Annotated in this window: 18 protein-coding genes; 5 read left to right on the top strand and 13 right to left on the bottom strand. The window is 60.4% G+C overall.

Annotated elements, in window-relative coordinates:
- Positions 1–2: 2 nt before the first annotated feature.
- Both prfB and IPI80_RS10050 read right to left on the bottom strand, forming a co-directional pair.
- Positions 3–1,107 (bottom strand): peptide chain release factor 2 gene (gene prfB / locus IPI80_RS10055; RefSeq protein ID WP_413859635.1). Its coding sequence is split into 2 segments (ribosomal slippage): positions 3–1,025 and positions 1,027–1,107, totalling 1,104 coding nucleotides; the frame shifts between segments, so codons are not numbered across the junction.
- A gap of 75 nt (positions 1,108–1,182) precedes the next feature.
- A complete protein-coding gene (locus IPI80_RS10050) occupies positions 1,183–2,085 on the bottom strand; it encodes an alpha/beta fold hydrolase (protein WP_413859633.1) in 903 nt (300 codons plus the stop codon).
- Positions 2,086–2,165: 80 nt separating this feature from the next.
- Between IPI80_RS10050 and IPI80_RS10045 the strand changes: the two genes are divergently transcribed.
- Positions 2,166–3,932, top strand: coding sequence for an acyl-CoA synthetase (locus tag IPI80_RS10045; RefSeq protein ID WP_413859742.1), 1,767 nt, complete (start codon positions 2,166–2,168; stop codon positions 3,930–3,932).
- Positions 3,933–3,978: 46 nt separating this feature from the next.
- Entirely contained in the window at positions 3,979–5,043 is a 1,065-nt protein-coding gene (locus tag IPI80_RS10040) for an aldo/keto reductase (RefSeq protein ID WP_413859631.1), read from the top strand.
- Between the two features lie 9 nt (positions 5,044–5,052).
- Here IPI80_RS10040 and IPI80_RS10035 read toward each other — a convergent pair whose 3' ends face one another.
- From IPI80_RS10035 to argH, 11 genes are read right to left on the bottom strand one after another with little or no spacing between them, the layout of a single operon-like run.
- Positions 5,053–5,934 carry an ADP-polyphosphate phosphotransferase gene (locus tag IPI80_RS10035; protein WP_413859740.1) on the bottom strand — a complete coding sequence of 294 codons (882 nt, stop codon included), beginning with the start codon at positions 5,932–5,934 and terminating at the stop codon, positions 5,053–5,055.
- On the bottom strand, positions 5,931–6,845 hold the full coding sequence (locus IPI80_RS10030; protein WP_413859629.1) for a F0F1 ATP synthase subunit gamma: 915 nt from the start codon (positions 6,843–6,845) through the stop codon (positions 5,931–5,933). The genes IPI80_RS10035 and IPI80_RS10030 overlap by 4 nt, the downstream gene beginning before the upstream one ends.
- Positions 6,842–8,422 (bottom strand): alternate F1F0 ATPase, F1 subunit alpha, encoded by a 1,581-nt coding sequence (locus IPI80_RS10025; protein ID WP_413859627.1) that lies wholly within the window; start codon positions 8,420–8,422, stop codon positions 6,842–6,844. The genes IPI80_RS10030 and IPI80_RS10025 overlap by 4 nt, the downstream gene beginning before the upstream one ends.
- Positions 8,419–9,159 (bottom strand): F0F1 ATP synthase subunit delta, encoded by a 741-nt coding sequence (locus IPI80_RS10020; protein WP_413859625.1) that lies wholly within the window; start codon positions 9,157–9,159, stop codon positions 8,419–8,421. Before IPI80_RS10020 ends, IPI80_RS10025 begins: the two co-directional genes overlap by 4 nt.
- A gap of 2 nt (positions 9,160–9,161) precedes the next feature.
- Positions 9,162–9,452: a F0F1 ATP synthase subunit C gene (locus IPI80_RS10015; protein WP_413859623.1), complete on the bottom strand. Its 291-nt coding sequence runs from the start codon at positions 9,450–9,452 to the stop codon at positions 9,162–9,164.
- Positions 9,453–9,478: 26 nt separating this feature from the next.
- Positions 9,479–10,180: a F0F1 ATP synthase subunit A gene (locus IPI80_RS10010; RefSeq protein ID WP_413859621.1), complete on the bottom strand. Its 702-nt coding sequence runs from the start codon at positions 10,178–10,180 to the stop codon at positions 9,479–9,481.
- Entirely contained in the window at positions 10,170–10,460 is a 291-nt protein-coding gene (locus tag IPI80_RS10005; RefSeq protein WP_413859619.1) for an ATP synthase subunit I, read from the bottom strand. Before IPI80_RS10005 ends, IPI80_RS10010 begins: the two co-directional genes overlap by 11 nt.
- The gene (locus tag IPI80_RS10000; protein ID WP_413859617.1) at positions 10,444–10,785 is read right to left on the bottom strand and encodes an AtpZ/AtpI family protein; all 342 of its coding nucleotides are present in this window, start codon (positions 10,783–10,785) and stop codon (positions 10,444–10,446) included. Before IPI80_RS10000 ends, IPI80_RS10005 begins: the two co-directional genes overlap by 17 nt.
- Positions 10,778–11,167 carry a F0F1 ATP synthase subunit epsilon gene (locus IPI80_RS09995; RefSeq protein ID WP_413859615.1) on the bottom strand — a complete coding sequence of 130 codons (390 nt, stop codon included), beginning with the start codon at positions 11,165–11,167 and terminating at the stop codon, positions 10,778–10,780. The genes IPI80_RS10000 and IPI80_RS09995 overlap by 8 nt, the downstream gene beginning before the upstream one ends.
- A gap of 1 nt (position 11,168) precedes the next feature.
- Positions 11,169–12,572 carry a F0F1 ATP synthase subunit beta gene (atpD, locus tag IPI80_RS09990; RefSeq protein WP_413859613.1) on the bottom strand — a complete coding sequence of 468 codons (1,404 nt, stop codon included), beginning with the start codon at positions 12,570–12,572 and terminating at the stop codon, positions 11,169–11,171.
- 53 nt (positions 12,573–12,625) lie between these two features.
- On the bottom strand, positions 12,626–14,083 hold the full coding sequence (gene argH / locus IPI80_RS09985; protein ID WP_413859611.1) for an argininosuccinate lyase: 1,458 nt from the start codon (positions 14,081–14,083) through the stop codon (positions 12,626–12,628).
- Positions 14,084–14,121: 38 nt separating this feature from the next.
- Here argH and IPI80_RS09980 point away from each other — a divergent pair, with 38 nt between their 5' ends.
- The 3 genes from IPI80_RS09980 (at position 14,122) to IPI80_RS09970 (ending at position 16,394) form a co-directional block, all read left to right on the top strand.
- Positions 14,122–15,174, top strand: coding sequence for a sensor histidine kinase (locus IPI80_RS09980; protein ID WP_413859609.1), 1,053 nt, complete (start codon positions 14,122–14,124; stop codon positions 15,172–15,174).
- Positions 15,171–15,938 carry a LytR/AlgR family response regulator transcription factor gene (locus tag IPI80_RS09975; RefSeq protein ID WP_413859607.1) on the top strand — a complete coding sequence of 256 codons (768 nt, stop codon included), beginning with the start codon at positions 15,171–15,173 and terminating at the stop codon, positions 15,936–15,938. The genes IPI80_RS09980 and IPI80_RS09975 overlap by 4 nt, the downstream gene beginning before the upstream one ends.
- A 249-nt stretch (positions 15,939–16,187) precedes the next feature.
- Positions 16,188–16,394, top strand: a complete 207-nt coding sequence (locus IPI80_RS09970) for a dodecin family protein (RefSeq protein WP_413859605.1) — start codon at positions 16,188–16,190, stop codon at positions 16,392–16,394.
- Positions 16,395–16,484 lie beyond the last annotated feature (90 nt).

Genomic DNA, 16,484 nt, shown 5'->3' with positions numbered 1-16,484 from the left:
CGTCAAACTCCTTGCTTCAGTGAAGCTTCAATAAATACATCCAGGTCGCCATCCAGTACTTTTTGGGTGGCAGAGACTTCGACATTGGTGCGCAGGTCTTTGATGCGGCTGTTGTCCAGCACGTAGCTGCGGATTTGGTGGCCCCAGCCCACATCGGTCTTGGTGTCCTCCAGCTTTTGCTGGGCTTCCTGCTGCTTGCGCAGCTCAAAATCGTACAGACGGCTGCGCAGACGCTTCCACGCCACGTCGCGGTTGCTGTGCTGGCTGCGCCCGTCCTGGCACTGCACCACGATGCCGGTCGGGATGTGCGTCAGGCGCACGGCCGAGTCGGTTTTGTTGATGTGCTGACCACCCGCACCGCTGGCGCGGAAGGTGTCGGTGCGTACGTCGCTGGGATTGATGTCGATCTCGATCGAATCATCAATCTCGGGGTAGACGAACACGGACGCAAACGACGTATGGCGTCCACCGGACGAGTCGAATGGACTTTTGCGCACCAGACGGTGCACGCCAGTCTCGGTGCGCAACAGCCCAAAGGCGTATTCGCCCTCGATCTTGATGGTGGCGCCCTTGATGCCGGCGGTGTCGCCTGCGGTCTCGTCTTCAATGGTGGTCTTGAAGCCCTTGCGCTCGGCGTACTTCAGGTACTGGCGCAGCAGCATGCTGGCCCAGTCGCAGGCCTCGGTGCCGCCGGCGCCGGCCTGGATGTCCAGAAAGCAGGGCAGAGGGTCGGCGGGGTTGTTGAACATCCGGCGGAATTCGAGGTCTTTGATGATGGAGGCGAGCTTTTCGGTCTCATCCTCAATCGTCATCAGACCGGCTTCATCACCGTCTTCCTTGCTCATCTCGAACAATTCGGCGTTATCCGCCAGCTCGCTTTGCAGGCTATCCAGCGTGACGACCACGCCGTCGAGCAGTTTCTTTTCTTTGCCCAGCTCTTGGGCCTTCTTGGGGTCGTTCCAGACCGTGGGGTCTTCTAGCGAGGCGTTGACGGTGCGCAGGCGTTCGGCTTTGGCATCGTAGTCAAAGATACCCCCGTAACTCTTGCGTGCGCGCGCTCAGGTCCGAAAGAGTGGTGCCGATGAGGTTGATGCGTTCGATGTCCATGGTGCTGTCCTGAGGTCTGTTTGTTTGCAATAACCGCGTATTTTCTCACGCCTTCCCGTTTGGGCTTGGACAGTTTTAGTCGATGAACCGCTCTATCAAAGCCGCCAGCAGCTCGGGCTGGTCGTGGTGCATCATGTGGCCGGCGTCAGGGATGTGGCCAATCTCCAGCTGGGACACGTTCTGAATGCGCTCGTGATACTGCTCCAGCGTGAACTTGCCTTTCCACCACAGGTCCAGACTGTTGTCGGACGCTTCCACCGCCAGTACCGGCATGGTCAGGCGCCGGTACAGCGCCAGCACTTCTTCCACTTGGTAGAGGTGGGCGCTGATGACTTTGTGCGCCGGTTGACCCATGATTTCCCACTGGCCATGCGGGTTTTCGCGGGCCCAGTGGCGCGCCAGCCAATCGGCCTTGTCCTGTGTCAGGCGTGGGTTGGTCTTCATCAAACGCCGGGCCACGCCGCCCACGGTGTCGTAGGCTTTGAGAGCCATCTCGCCACGGTGCTGCTTTTTGAGCTCGTCCATCCAGGTTGCGTAGCGTTTGGCGGCCATCTCCGGAGTAGTGGCAGGCATGCCAAAGCCCTCCAGGTTGACCAGACGGCGAATGCGCTCGGGGCGCACGCCGGCGTAGAGCATGACCACGTTGCCGCCCAGGCTGTGCCCTACCAGATTGACAGCCTGCTCGGGGGCGTAGTGGTCCAGCAGAAAATCCAGATCGGCCATGTAGTCGGGAAACCAGTAGTTGTCTACCGGGCCGGACTCGGTTTGGCCGTAGCCTCGCCAGTCGGGGGCGATGATGTAGTGGTCTTGCGCAAACGCATCCACCACAAACTGGTAGCTGGCTGCTACGTCCATCCAGCCGTGCACCATGACCAGCGGCACCTTGTCGGGTGCGGGTTTTCCCCATATCTGAACATGGTATTTGAGGTTGCGTATAGGGACAAACTCGCTACGGGAAATGCGTTTGACTTGGTACATTCTTCCAATGATACGAAGACACCCCCATGCAAGCCAGTCAAGATAGCGACATCTCCCCAGCGTCGGCCCGAGGCAGCCCGATGGCGTTGGGTGGCGCGCCAGAAGCCTATACCCACCTGCACCAGGCCTTTACCTGGGCGGTACCTGAGTACTTCAACATCGCCCAGGTGTGTTGCACACGCTGGGCAGCGCAACCGGATGCTAGCAAAAATATAGCTATCCACGCTTATTCGACGAGGGCTGAAGGCACTTTCTTCACTTATGCACAATTGCAGGAGCAGGCCAACCGCCTGTCCAACGCCCTGCAAGCCCTGGGCGTAGAGCGTGGCGACCGCGTGGCCATCGTTATGCCGCAATGCTTTGAGACGGCCGTGGCCTATATGGCTGTGTTGCAAATGGGTGCGGTGGCCATGCCCTTGTCACTGCTATTTGGTCCCGACGCTCTGGAATACCGCTTACAAGACAGCGAAGCCGTAGTCGCCATTGCCGATGGCCAGGCCCAGCATGACCTGCACCTGGCACGCAAGCACTGCGTGCACCTGCGCACCGTGGTGGGCGTGGGCACCGCAGATGGCGTGCAAAGCCAGGCTGATTGCGAGTGGGACGACACCCTGGCGCAGTTTCCAACCACCTTCTTGGCCGTCAACACCCGCGCGGACGAGCCCGCCATCCTGATCTACACCAGCGGTACCACGGGTAATCCCAAAGGTGCCTTGCTGGCGCAGCGCGCGCTTATTGGTAACCTGCCGGGCTTTGTAGCCAGCCAGAACTGGTTTGGCTTCGACCCCAATGACACCGCCTCGGGGTCACAGGCCGTGTTTTGGTCACCCGCAGACTGGGCCTGGACCGGCGGGCTGATGGATGCACTGCTCCCTACCCTGTACTTTGGTCGCCCCATCGTGGCATACAACGGGCGTTTCAGCCCGCAGACGGCGCTGGAACTGATGGGCGACTGCGGCGTCACCCACACTTTCCTCTTCCCCACCGCGCTCAAAGCCATGATGAAGGCCTTTTCCGGCACGCCACGGCGCACGGTGCGCCAGCAGTTTACGTTGCAGTTACAGGCCATCATGAGTGCGGGCGAGGCGGTGGGCGACGCCGTGTTTGACTATTGCGAACAACAGTTGGGCGTCAAACCCAATGAGATGTTTGGGCAGACCGAGATCAATTACATCGTCGGCAACTGCAACACGCTGTATCCGTCCACGCCCGGCAGCATGGGCATGGCCTACCCCGGCCACCAGGTGCGGGTGATTGACGATGATGGCAACGAATGCCCAGTGGGTGTGCCGGGCGACGTGGCGCTCAACCGCTATGACGTGCATGGTGACAGTGACCCCATCGTCTTTTTGGGCTACTGGAAGAACAACGCCGCTACCCTTGCCAAGTACACCGGCGACTGGTGCCGCACCGGCGACCAGGCCATTCGCGATGCCGATGGCTACCTTTGGTACCTGGGGCGCAGCGACGACATGTTCAAGTCCGCCGGTTACCGCATTGGCCCCGGCGAAATCGAGAACTGCCTGGTCAAGCACCCTGCAGTGGTCAACGCCGCCGTGGTGCCCAAGCCCGATGCCCAGCGCGGCGCACTGGTGAAGGCTTATGTGGTGATTGCTTCTGATTTCATAGCTGCCTGTGCAGGGGATGCAAGGGCTACAGCCGAATTACATGCCAAGCTCTCGGTGGAACTGCAGGAGCATGTGAAAGACCGTCTGGCACCTTACGAGTACCCCAAGGAGATCGAATTTCTGGACGCCCTGCCCATGACCACCACCGGCAAAGTGCAGCGCCGCGTGTTGCGTCTGCAGGAGGAAGATCGTGCCCAGGAGGCTGCCAGCAGGAAATAAGCCCCTGCTACGGTGAAGGTGCGCCGGGCTGGCTACACTGCGGGCCATGAAAACCGTCCAACTCGGTCAAAGCGACCTGCACGTCACCCCCATCTGCCTGGGCACCATGACCTTTGGCGAACAGGTGGATGAACCCACTGCCCACGCCATCATGGACCGCGCTGTCGAGCGCGGTATCAATTTTCTGGACACGGCCGAGATGTATGCCGTGCCGCCGCGGGCCGAGACCTTCAACGCTACCGAGAAAATCATGGGCAACTGGCTGGCCGCGCGCCCCGGCTTGCGCCAGAAGCTGGTGATTGCCACCAAGGTAGCTGGCCCTGCGCGCGGCATGCCGTGGATTCGTGGTGGCACGGGTGACCTGACCGGCGCTGACATCATCGCCGCCTGCGATGGCAGCCTGCAGCGCCTCAAAACCGATGTGATTGACCTCTACCAGCTCCACTGGCCCACCCGCGCAGTGCCCATGTTTGGTGCCATGTACTACAACCCCGCCCACGACAAACCAGTGACCAGCATCCACGACCAGCTGGCCGCCCTGGGCCAGCTGGTCAAGGCCGGCAAGGTGCGTGCCGTGGGCCTGTCCAACGAGACGCCCTATGGCGTGCATGAGTTTGTGCGCCTGGCCGAACAGCACGGCCTGCCGCGCGTGGCCACGGTACAGAACGTTTACAGCTTGATCAGCCGCGCGCTAGAGAACGGTCTGGACGAGACCATGCACCGCCTGGGCGTATCGCTGCTGGCTTATTCGCCACTGGCCTTCGGCCTGTTGACTGGCAAGTACGATGAGAGCGGCATCGACGGGCCGGCTACGCCCAAGGATGCGCGCATTGGCAAGTACGAGTCGGTGCGCAAGCAGCGCTGGGGCCGCAAGGAATCAGTCGCAGCATCGCTACGCTACAACGCGCTGGCGCGAGACAACGGCATGACCCCCACACAAATGGCGCTGGCGTTTTGCTACACCAAGTGGCAGGTGGCCAGCACCATCATCGGCGTGACCACGCTGGCGCAACTGGAAGACGACATCAACGCCTATGGAACCACGCTCACGCCCGAGACACTGGCGGCGATTGACGCGATTCGGGCGGAGATGCGCGACCCGGCTTGCTGACGCAAACGGCTAACCCGCGGCTTCCTGCTTCAGCTGCTTACGAATCAGCTTCAATTCCTGTTCGCGCGCAGGCGTGGTTTCTGGGTAGTCCATGTTCAGAGCCTTGAAGGTATCCAGAACAATCTCGGAAATGATGAGTCTGGCGTTTTCCTTGTTGTCCGCCGGAACCACATACCAGGGTGCCGTTTTGGTGCTGGTCGCGCTCAAGCAGGACTCGTAGGCCTGCATATAGGCGTTCCAGCATTTACGCTCCTCTATGTCGGCTGAACTGAACTTCCAGTTCTTTTTGGGTTCGTCGATGCGGTCCAAAAACCGCTTGCGCTGTTCTTCTTTTGACAGGTGCAGGAAGAATTTAACGATCCGCGTTCCGTTGCGATGCAAGTGGTCTTCAAGACCCACGATGGACCGGTACCGATCTTCCCAGAGAGTCTTGGTGTCAACCGCGTCCAATGGCAAGCGTTCTGCCTGCAGAATCTCGGGGTGCACCCGCACGATCAGCACCTCTTCATAGTAGGAGCGGTTGAAGATGCCAATACGCCCCCGCTCCGGCAGGCACTGGGTGGTGCGCCACAGGAAATCATGGTCAAGGTCTTCAGCGCTGGGATGTTTGAAGCTGAACACCTGGCATCCCTGCGGGTTAATGCCCGACATGACGTGTTTGATGGCGCCGTCTTTGCCTGCGGCATCCATGGCCTGAAAGACCAGCAGCACCGAATAGCGATCTGAGGCGTAGAGAATTTCCTGGAGCGCGCTCAGCTCATCAACCTGGGCGTCAAGGAGATCACGGTACGCGGCCTTGGTTTTGTAGATTGGCTTTGCAACGGTTGGCCATTTCGCAAGATTGACCCGGTCGCCTTGCTTGACCCGAAACTCGTCGGTTTTGATTTTCAAACGCATGGTATTTCCTTTGGTGTTGGTTTGTTTGGAGCAAGTGCCTCGAAGCCGGAAATGAGGTCGAATAATTCTTCGTCGATACCGTTTTGGCGCAGCCGGTGGAATGACCGGTTCAGGTCGTCCATCAGTTCATCGATGTTCTTCTCTGCGCGTTGCATCGCCGCGAGCCTGCTGGCGTTCTCGCTGGCCAGCGACTGCGCGCAGGTGCGAAACAGCGAAACAAACAGGTATTCGCGCACGAAAGCCAACAGCGCGGATTCGCCCAGTTGCAACACCTCGGGCAAGTTGCGGGTAGGCCACGGGAGCGCGACAAGGTCGTGTTGCCAAGCCTCATCCAGCGGCAGCAAACGCTGCACTGTGGGTGTGTACACCGACCCGGCCGTGGGAGCATTGTGAAACAGGAAAACCTGCGCAACACCGCCCACCTCACGCGCGGCCTCCAACGCAAGTAGCACTTGCCCGACCAACGCGGTAATGGCATCGATGGAAATGGGCAGGGCAAAGCGCTGGTCCAATGGCAGTGGGGTTTCGGCCAGGCGGGACTGGATGCGCTCGCCAATGGTCCAGATGGTTTTGTCTTCCGGCATGGCATTGAGCGTTGTGACGGTGAATTCGACCAATGTCTCGTTGAATTGGCCCACCAGGCCTTGATCGGAGCCGAATACCAATGCGACGATCTTGCCTCGGTCGCCACGCTGTGCGCCCGAATCCTGCAGTGGCGTGGGCATTTGACGAAAGCCAGCGGACAAAGCCAGCTGTACCGTGCGGTAGTAGTCCTCCAACGCCTGCACAGCACGTTCGTACTGACCAATGCTGGAGGCTGCCATCGCCTTCATGGTGCGCACCACCGATTGCAGTTCACCGGCGCTGTCGATTTTTCGACGCAGTTCCGCGATGGTGCCGCTCATGGTTTCTCCACGGGTGCTGCGACCGCACTGTCCGGTGCAGTCGCGGCTTCAGGCTGAAAAGGGGCCAGCGCGGTGCGGGCAATTCCGATAATCAGCGCTTGGTCCTCGTCGCTGAGCTTTTTGGCGGTATCAAAGCGCCCACAGACGTCTGTGGGTATCTGTGCGGCGGCCTCACGCACTGCGCGTTCGGCATCGGTCATGCGCTCCAGCGGCACGGTATCAAACAATTTTGCGGTCAGTGCCATCAACACGGCGATCTGCGCGACCTCGGAGACTGGCGACGATTCGGCCTGTTTCAGGCACGCGCGGATGCGCCGGCCATGCTCGATGGTCTGGGTGGTGTTTGCGTCCAGACGGGCGCCAAAGCGCGCAAAGGTCTCCAACTCTTCGAACTGGGAATACGCCAGTTTGAGGTCACCCGATACGGCCCGGTAGGCCGCGCGCTGAGCCTTGCCACCTACACGGGAGACCGACTTTCCTACATCGACCGCTGGCAGAGCGCCGAGTTCGAACAGCGACGGCGAGAGGTAGATCTGCCCGTCGGTGATGGAAATCAGGTTGGTCGGTATATAGGCCGACATGTTCTGCGCCTCGGTCTCGATGATGGGCAGGGCGGTGAGCGAGCCACCACCCCGTTCCTCGCTGAGGTGCGTGGAGCGCTCCAGCAAGCGCGAGTGGATGTAAAAAATATCACCGGGAAAGGCCTCACGCCCCGGCGGGCGGCGCAGCAGCAGGGACAGTTCGCGGTAGGCGCGTGCGTGGTGGGTGAGATCGTCGTAAACGATCAGAACGTCGCGCCCGGCGTGCATATAGTGCTCGGCCATGCTGGTCGCGGCGTAGGGCGCAATGTAGGCCAGTCCGGGCGGATCGTTGCCTTCGGTCACCATGACGACTGTGTACGCCATTGCCCCTTTTTCTTGCAGGATCGCAATCGTTTTCGCCACGGCCGCTGCGCGCTGGCCAATGGCACAGTAAACACACAGCACGTCCTTGCCCTGCTGGTTGAGGATGGTGTCGATCGCGATTGTGGTCTTGCCGGTCTGGCGGTCCCCCAGAATCAATTCCCGCTGGCCCCGGCCGACCGGGATGAGTGCGTCAACAACCTTTAACCCGGTTTGCAGCGGCACACTCACCGGTGCGCGGTCCATGATGGGGGCGGCGGGGCGCTCAATGGGTAAACGTTGTTTTGTGACGATGGGGCCCTGGCCGTCCAGTGGGCGCCCCAGTGGGTCCATTACCCGGCCCAGCGTACCGTCGCCCACTCCCACATCCATGACTCGCCCGGTGCGTTGCACTTCGTCGCCCGCCCGCAGATGCCAGTATTCGCCCAGCAAAACCACACCCACTTCGAGTTCGTCCACGTTGAAGGCAATGCCGAACACGCCGCCAGGAAACGCAATCAGTTCGTCGTAGCCCACGCCAGGCAGACCGCTGACCATGGCGATACCGGTTGATACCTGGGTGATGGTGCCAGTCTCGCGCGGGGCCAGCTGCGCCGAGAATGCTTCGCGCCGCTGGCGCAGGTCTGCGAAGCTGCGGTCCAGTACGGTTTGCAGATCGGACGAGGGACTGTTCATGAAGCCTTTTGCTGCAGCGACGCCAGAAAATCAGAAATATTCCAGGCAATTTTCCAGCCGTTGGCGCTGAGCTCGATGCCGCCAATCACATCGGGGGTCGTCTCGAACCGGATGGGCAGCTTGGCCCCCATGGCAGCGTCCATTGCTTGCCCCAATGCCGCCTGCTGGGCAGGCGTCAACTCGAACGCACTGCGCACCCGTACCGTGCCGGGCGATGCCTGTAGGGCCTTGGACAGTTCGCTCTTGGCGTGTGCATCCATGGAACCCAGGCGCTGGGCAAACACCTCGGTTATGCGGTCTTCGAGGGTGGTGCCGGCCAGATCGGTCAGGACCTTGCGCGCGATGGCAAACACTTCTTCCTGGCTGCGCCGGGCGATGTCCTGCTGCAGTGTTTGCAGTTCGCTCTCCAGGGCCTCATGCCGCTTGGCCTGCACGGCGTCGGCTGCCGTGCGCGCGTCAGTGAGCAGACGTTTGCGTTCGGCGTCCACTTCAGCGCTGGCCTTGCGCGCAAGGGCCTCGCGTTGCTGGTCAAAATCAGCATTTTTCTGCTTGAAGGTATCGCGCTCACTGTCGGCTTGCGCCTGCTTTTGGGCGGCGTCGGCCAGTTCCGATGCGATGCGCTTTTCCCGCGCATCAATCGCATCGAGCACCGGCTTGTAGAGGTAGCGCTTCATTAGCCATACCAGGATGAGAAAGTTCAGCGTTTGCGCGCCGACCGTGAACCAGTCAATGAGCATGGCTACTTTGCGGCAACTGCGGCAACCGCTGCGGCCGCGTGGTTCCAGAATGGATTGGCAAAAATCAGGATCATCGAGACCACAAAACAGTAGATCGCAGTGGATTCGATCATCGCCAGACCGACGAACAGGGTGCGCGTAATGGTTGCAGAGGCGTCAGGCTGCTGCGCCAGCGCGGTGAGGGCGGTCGCAACCGCGCGCCCCTCGGCGAACGCGGGCCCCATGCAGCCGAAGCCGGTGGTGAGTCCGGCAATGACGATGGATGCCACTGCGATGATGGTCATGCTGTCCATAGAGAGTCCTTTGAAGGTTTGGTTGTTCAGGTTTTGGCCGTTTGCTGTGGCTCCGGATCGGGCTTGCGAACGTGCTGGGCTGCCGCGATATAGACGGCCGCCAATATGCTGAAGATGTAGGCTTGCACCATTCCGGTCAGTAGGCCCAGCACCGTCATGACAATCGGAAAAACAAAGGGCGTGATGGTGAGCAGGATGGCGATGATCATGGCCCCGCTCATCATGTTGCCAAACAGCCGCACCGCCAGCGCCAGGGTGCGCGACATTTCACTGATGATGTTAAACGGGAGCATAAGCACAGTGGGCTCCAAATAAGACTCCAGGTAACCGCCCAGCCCCTGGTCCGCAATGCCGAACATCGGTACAGCCACCAACACGCACAGGGCCAGCGCCGCTGTGGTCGACAGTGATCCGGTGGGCGGCTCGTAGCCGGGAATGATGGTGCACAGGCTGGCACTTGCGACGAACAGGAAGAGCGTGCCCAAAAAGCCTATGGCTTTGCGTGGTTCGTGTATGCCGACCTCTACAATTTGCGACTCGATGCCGGTGACAATGATTTCCAGCAGGTTCTGCCAACGCGAGCGGGTCAGCTCAGTGGAGAGTTTGCGGGTGATGAGCATGGAGCCTACGACCAGCAGCAGCATCAGGCCCCAGGTAAAGGCAATGGTGGCGTTGAGTTTGATGAAGCCGAGTTGCCAAAAGATCATCTGGTCGGGGCTAAGGTGCATGGGAGGGCTCCCGTGTCAGGCGCATGGTGATCTGGCGGGCCATCACGAAGCCAACAAGGCATGCCAGCAGACGCTGCCAATCTGCGCCTGTGGCCCAATAGAAGCCGGCCAGGGTCACTGCGGTACGCAGTAACGCGCTGGGCAAAATCCACAAGGCCGGATTGGGGGCGGCAAGGCCCTTGCGCACGGTCCACCAGAGTCCGCCAAAGAAGAACGCCCCCAGCGCGCTGCCAGCGAACCATGCCAACAACAGGGACAGTGCGTCAGGGCCGGTCATCATGATTTTCCCGGTCGTAGCCCATGGCGGCATCTTCCTTGGTAACCCAAACCCACGCGTTGAAACAGCCCAGCACCAGCCCGGCGGCCATCAGCGCCAGCGTCCATGAGTGCCCACCGGGATAGTGCCGGTCCAGCCACAGACCCAGCGCAGCACCCAACAAGGTGGGTACGACCACCGACCAGCCGATCACACCCATCAGCCCCAGGCCAAACCAGACGCCTGGTGTCGGGTTGCGCTGCGCCTGCAACTTGCGAGCGGCCTTGGCACCAACTTGCCCGGCCATGTCGAGCGACGTTTTTTCTGGTTTATTGGCCCGATCAATCATGCTGGAAACTCGCAAATTGGCGCAGAAAGCCAGTTTCCAGCTTGGCCATGACCGAACGAACCTCTTTCTCTTGCGCATTGAGCTGACTAAATTCCTGCTCAACCGCCTGGCGCAACTGTGAGAGATTGGCGCCGCCCATGGCCCTGCGTACGGAGATAGACACATTCGCTCCGGTCTTGACCAACACCCCCTCATCCAGGGCGACGTAGACCTCTCCTTCGGACGGTGTCTCATAGACCAGGATCCCGGCAGTAATCGCGGCAACACAATCGAGGCGGTTCGGCAGCAGGCCGAACGATCCCTCTCGCGTTTCCGCCACGATGCGCTTGACGCCGGTTTTGTCGGCGAAGATGTGCGAAGGCAGAAGGATTTTGAGGTGCATGCTATTGCACTGCATGGTCTTGCTCCTTTGACGCCGGCAATTTGGCCTTGGCCTCATCAACCGCGCCGATCATGTAGAGCGCGCTCTCGGGGTAGTCTTTGAACTCGTCACGCAGGATGCGCTCACATCCGTCCAGCGCATCTTTCAGGCTAACGAGCTTGCCCGGCATGCCGGTGAACTGCTCGGTGGTGAAGAACGGCTGGGTGAGAAAGCGCTCCAGACGACGGGCGCGGGCAACTACGTTGCGGTCACCGGAGGATAGTTGCTCTAACCCCAGCATGGCGATGATGTCCTTTAGCTGCGCGTATTGGGCCAGTGTGCCGCGAATCTCCTGCGCCAACGCATAGTGCCGTTCGCCGACAATGCCGGGTGTCGCCATTTTGGAGTTCGATTGCAGCGGGTCAATGGCTGGGTACAGACCCTCACTGGCCCGCTTGCGCGACAGCACAATCGACGCCGAAAGGTGCGAGAAGGTGTGCACTGCCGCTGGATCGGTGAAATCGTCAGCCGGGACATAGACCGCTTGAATGGAGGTGATGGCGCCAGTGTCGGTGTTGGCAATGCGCTCTTCCAGGCCCGCCAATTCGGTTCCCATGGTGGGCTGGTAACCTAGGCGCGATGGCATTTGCCCCATCAGCCCCGACACTTCGGAGCCGGCCTGAATGAATCGAAAGATGTTGTCGATCAGCAGCAAGACATCGCGGTGCTCATCATCCCGAAAATACTCAGCCATGGTCAATGCTGCGTGGCCCACGCGAAAGCGGCTCCCGGCGGGCTCATTCATCTGGCCAAAGACCATCACCATGTTGGGCAAAACTCCAGCGGTCTTCATGTCGCTGTACAACTCTTGACCTTCACGGCAGCGCTCGCCAATGCCGCAGAAGATGCTGACGCCCTCCTGATGCCCCACCATGTTGTGAATCATCTCGGTCAGCAAAACCGTCTTGCCGACCCCCGCGCCGCCAAACAGACCGGCTTTGCCACCCCGCTCCAGGGGCATGAGCACGTCGATAACCTTGATGCCGGTCTCGAAAATCTCGGATTTGGTGGAGCGACTCACCAGCGCCGGCGGAGCCCGGTGCACTGAGCGCCACTGAACCGCGTCGGGTGCCGGCAAGCGGTCAATGGCATTGCCAAATACGTCGAACATGCGCGACAGGATGGTCTTGCCGACTGGCACCTTCAAAGGTGCGCCGCTGTCCTGGACCGCTGCACCGCGCGCAAGACCCTGGGTTGAGGTTAGTGCAATAGCACGGACATGGTGCGCATCCCGCTGGGCTACGACCTCCAGGACCACGCGGCCATCATCGGCATGCAGTATGTTGCGGATGGAGGGTAAATCGGATTCGAATCGTGCATCGACGACGCTGCCACGCACGGACTGGACAATACCCATATTTTGCATGGTATCAAGCGTATACCCGATGGCCGGACTAGGCCAGCAACTTTGCACAAACGTTACGTTGGAGTCAACCGCACCCGATGTCGCGCCACCTGCGCCTTCACCTGCACCGGGGCCGTACCGCCCAACGTGTTACGGGCGTTGAGTGAGCCGCGCAGGCTCAAACATTCGTACACATCCTTTTCAATGCCGGGGCTGAACTCTTGCAACACTGCCAGCGGCAATTCAGACAAATCGACCTGGTGGCTTGTGGCGGCTTTGACGGCATGGGCCACTATCTCGTGTGCATCACGGAAAGGCAGGCCCTTCTTGACCAGGTAGTCGGCCAGGTCGGTGGCGGTGGCGTAGCCGCGCAGCGCCGCTTGTTCCATGGGAATCGGGTTGACGGTGATGCCGCCTTCCTTCTGGCCGGTAGCCACATTCACCTGGCCGCCGACCATTTCGCTGAAGATGCGCAAGGTGTCCTTCAAAGTGTCCACGGTGTCGAACAGCGGCTCTTTGTCTTCCTGGTTGTCTTTGTTGTAGGCCAGCGGTTGGCCCTTCATCAGGGTGATCAGGCCCATTAGGTGGCCGACCACGCGGCCGGTTTTGCCGCGCGCCAGCTCGGGCACATCGGGGTTTTTCTTCTGCGGCATGATGGAGCTGCCGGTGGTGAAACGGTCGGCTATTTTGATAAAGCCAAAGTTTTGGCTCATCCACAAAATCAGCTCTTCGCTCATGCGGCTGATGTGCACCATGGTGAGTGTGGCCGCAGCGGTGAATTCAATGGCGAAATCACGGTCACTCACCGCGTCCAGGCTGTTTTGGCAGACCTGTGGGTTGCCAGCGGCATCGACCATGCCCAGCGTGCGGGCCACGCGTTCGCGGTCCAGCGGGTAGCTGGTGCCGGCCAGGGCGGCAGCACCCAGCGGCAGGCGGTTGGTGCGGCAGCGCACTTCGAGCATGCGTTCTGCATCACGGCTGAACATTTCCACATAGGCCAGCATGTGGTGGCCAAAGCTCACCGGCTGTGCCACTTGCAGGTGGGTAAAGCCGGGCAGGATGACATCCACATTCTTCTCGGCCACATCCAGCAAAGATTTTTGCAAGTCGATCAGCAGCTCGCCAATCAGATCAATCTCGCTGCGCAGCCACAGGCGGACATCGGTGGCAACCTGGTCGTTGCGGCTGCGGCCGGTATGCAGGCGCTTGCCAGCGTCGCCCACCAACTGGGTCAGGCGGGCCTCGATGTTGAGGTGCACGTCTTCCAGGTCCAGCTTCCACTCGAAGTTGCCGCTTTCAATGTCGGCGGTGATCTGCGCCATGCCGCGCTGGATGGATGCGTGGTCTTCGGCACTGATGATGCCTTGGGCTGCCAGCATCTCGGCGTGGGCCAGGCTGCCGGTGATGTCGGCCTGCCACATGCGCTTGTCAAAAAACACGCTGGAGGTGTAGCGTTTGACCAAATCGCTCATGGGTTCGGAAAACAGCGCGGACCACGCCTGGGATTTTTTATCGAGTTGGTTTTGTGACATGGGGTGCAGCGCAGGGTTTGGAGTCAAAATCCGGGTTCATGAAAGACACCCAAATATTATCGGCGTTCCAGGAGCTGGAAGCTGCGCCTGCCACGCACCCTGTGGATACCGCGCCGCCCGAGCCCCGTCTGGTGTTTGATGCCTGCCAGATTGGGGTAGTGCTGCGCGCTGTGTTGTTTGTGGAGGTCTGCGCCGGTGTGGCGGTGGGGTTTGGTGCACGTGATGCGGTGGATTGGGTCATTCGCCTGGCTCTGGTTACCGGTGGAGCCTTGCCAGCCACCGTGGTATGGCTGCTACTGACCTGTTTGTCCAAACGTCTGCTGGCGCGCCTTAAACCAGAACTGCAATACACCGCAGCGGTGGCATTGGGCGCCGTGTCGGGGCTGTATGGTTGCGGGATGCTGGCTTGGTCGGGGCTTCTGGTGTCGTTGCCCTGGGTTGCCAGCGCGTTCAGTGGTATGTTGGTGGCCGGGTTGCTGGTGGCGGCGCTGGTCATGCGCAGCAAGGGGCAAATGCCAGCCCACACATCGGCCCGGCTGGCCGAGCTGCAGTCACGCATACGCCCCCACTTTCTATTCAACACCCTCAATAGCGCGATTGCCTTGGTACGGGCGGAGCCTGCCAAGGCTGAGGCCCTGCTGGAGGATTTGAGTGATCTATTTCGCCAGGCGCTCAAGGATTCGGACGAGCCCGTGCGGCTGGCCCAGGAAATTGAATTGGCCAAAGCGTATCTGGCCATTGAGCAGGTGCGCTTTGGCGACCGCCTGCGCCTGGAGTGGGATCTGGACCCTGCCGCAGACGATGCCATACTGCCCCCCCTGCTATTGCAGCCTTTGGTGGAAAATGCCGTGTGCCATGGCGTGGAACCCAGTCCGCTCGGCGCCGATGTGCGTATCTCCACCCAACGCAGGGGGTCCATTGTGCTGATCAAGGTAACCAATACCGTGCCCAACGGGCAGGGCGCGCACGGCCAGGGACTGGCCTTGCGCAATGTGCGCGAACGCCTGGCGCTGCTGCACGATGTGCAGAGTCAGTTTCGCGCTGGCCTCAAAGATGGTGTGTACCAGGTACGCATCGAGGTGCCGCTGTGACGGCGAACACCGCAGCTGCCGGAGTCCTCAAGGCCCTGGTAATCGATGACGAGGCGCTGGCCCGTGCCCGCATGCGCACCCTGCTGGGTGACTGCGCGGCACCCGCTGTGCAATGGGTGGGTGAGGCTGCTAACGCGGTGCAAGCCATGGCCCAGATGCAGCACCACGCAGTGGACGTGGCGTTCATCGACATCCACATGCCTGGCGCCGATGGCTTGAAGTTGGCGCGCTCCCTGCAAGCCCTGGCGCAACCGCCCGCGCTGGTCTTTGTCACGGCGCATGCCGAGCACGCTGTAGAAGCGTTTGAACTGGAGGCGGTGGACTACCTGACCAAGCCTGTGCGGCTGGAGCGCTTGCAGGCAGCGCTACAAAAAGTGGAGCGTATAGTCCAATTTCGACGAGGGCTGGAGGCTCATTCCGCTCAAGAGGACGTGCTCATCATCCAGGAGCGTGGTCGTACCGAACGGGTGCCATTGCAGCAAGTGCTGTATTTCAAGGCCGAGTTGAAATACATCACGGTGCGCACTCCCAGCCGCAGTTATATCCTGGACGGATCGCTGGGCGAGCTGGAAGAAAAATACCGCCATGACTTTGTCCGCATCCACCGCAATGCCCTTATCGCCCGGCGTGCCGTGCGCACGCTGGAAAAACACTTCGATGCAGTAGAGGGCGAAGGTTGGGCTGTACGCCTGAACGGCGTGGATGAGTTGCTGGCGGTTTCACGGCGGCAGTTGGCTGCGGTGCGGGAGTTGGTTGCGCGGTAGCTGGAGCAAGTGATCAAGGTCAGCGGCCCCGTTGGCGCCTAACCTGGGGTTCACCCGTGGGAAGCCATGGCAGGTTGAATTTGGATGCCCGAGGGTGATGAAAATGTTTGTCGCCTTCGGTATGGTGGCGCACAGACCAACTCCAGCGTCACGACAACAATGGACACTCCAAACGGGAACGCGGAGCCAGAATGGCATGTCTCATCTAGCACCCAACCCGTTCAATTCACCCCATTAAGGAGTCTCCCCATGAGCGTCGCCAAAGTTATTGAAGTCAGCGCCACGAGTAAAACCAGTTTCGACGATGCCATCAAAGAAGGTATTGCTCGCGCATGCGACACCGTCGCCAACGTGCGCGGCGCATGGATCAAGGAACAAAAAATCACTGTCGAGGACGGTCGCATCACCACCTATCGCGTCAACATGCAAGTCACATTCGTGATTGGCGGTGAATAGCGGTCTGGCCCCCGGTTTACATAAGGGGCTGCCATCTGTGCAGGGCGGTTGCGCCGCCTGGCAATGCGAATACCTGACTTGATGCGTAGG

Source organism: Candidatus Aalborgicola defluviihabitans (assembly GCF_016705985.1).
Lineage (GTDB): Bacteria > Pseudomonadota > Gammaproteobacteria > Burkholderiales > Burkholderiaceae_C > Allorhodoferax > Allorhodoferax defluviihabitans.
This window is presented reverse-complemented; position numbering and strand designations above follow the sequence as displayed.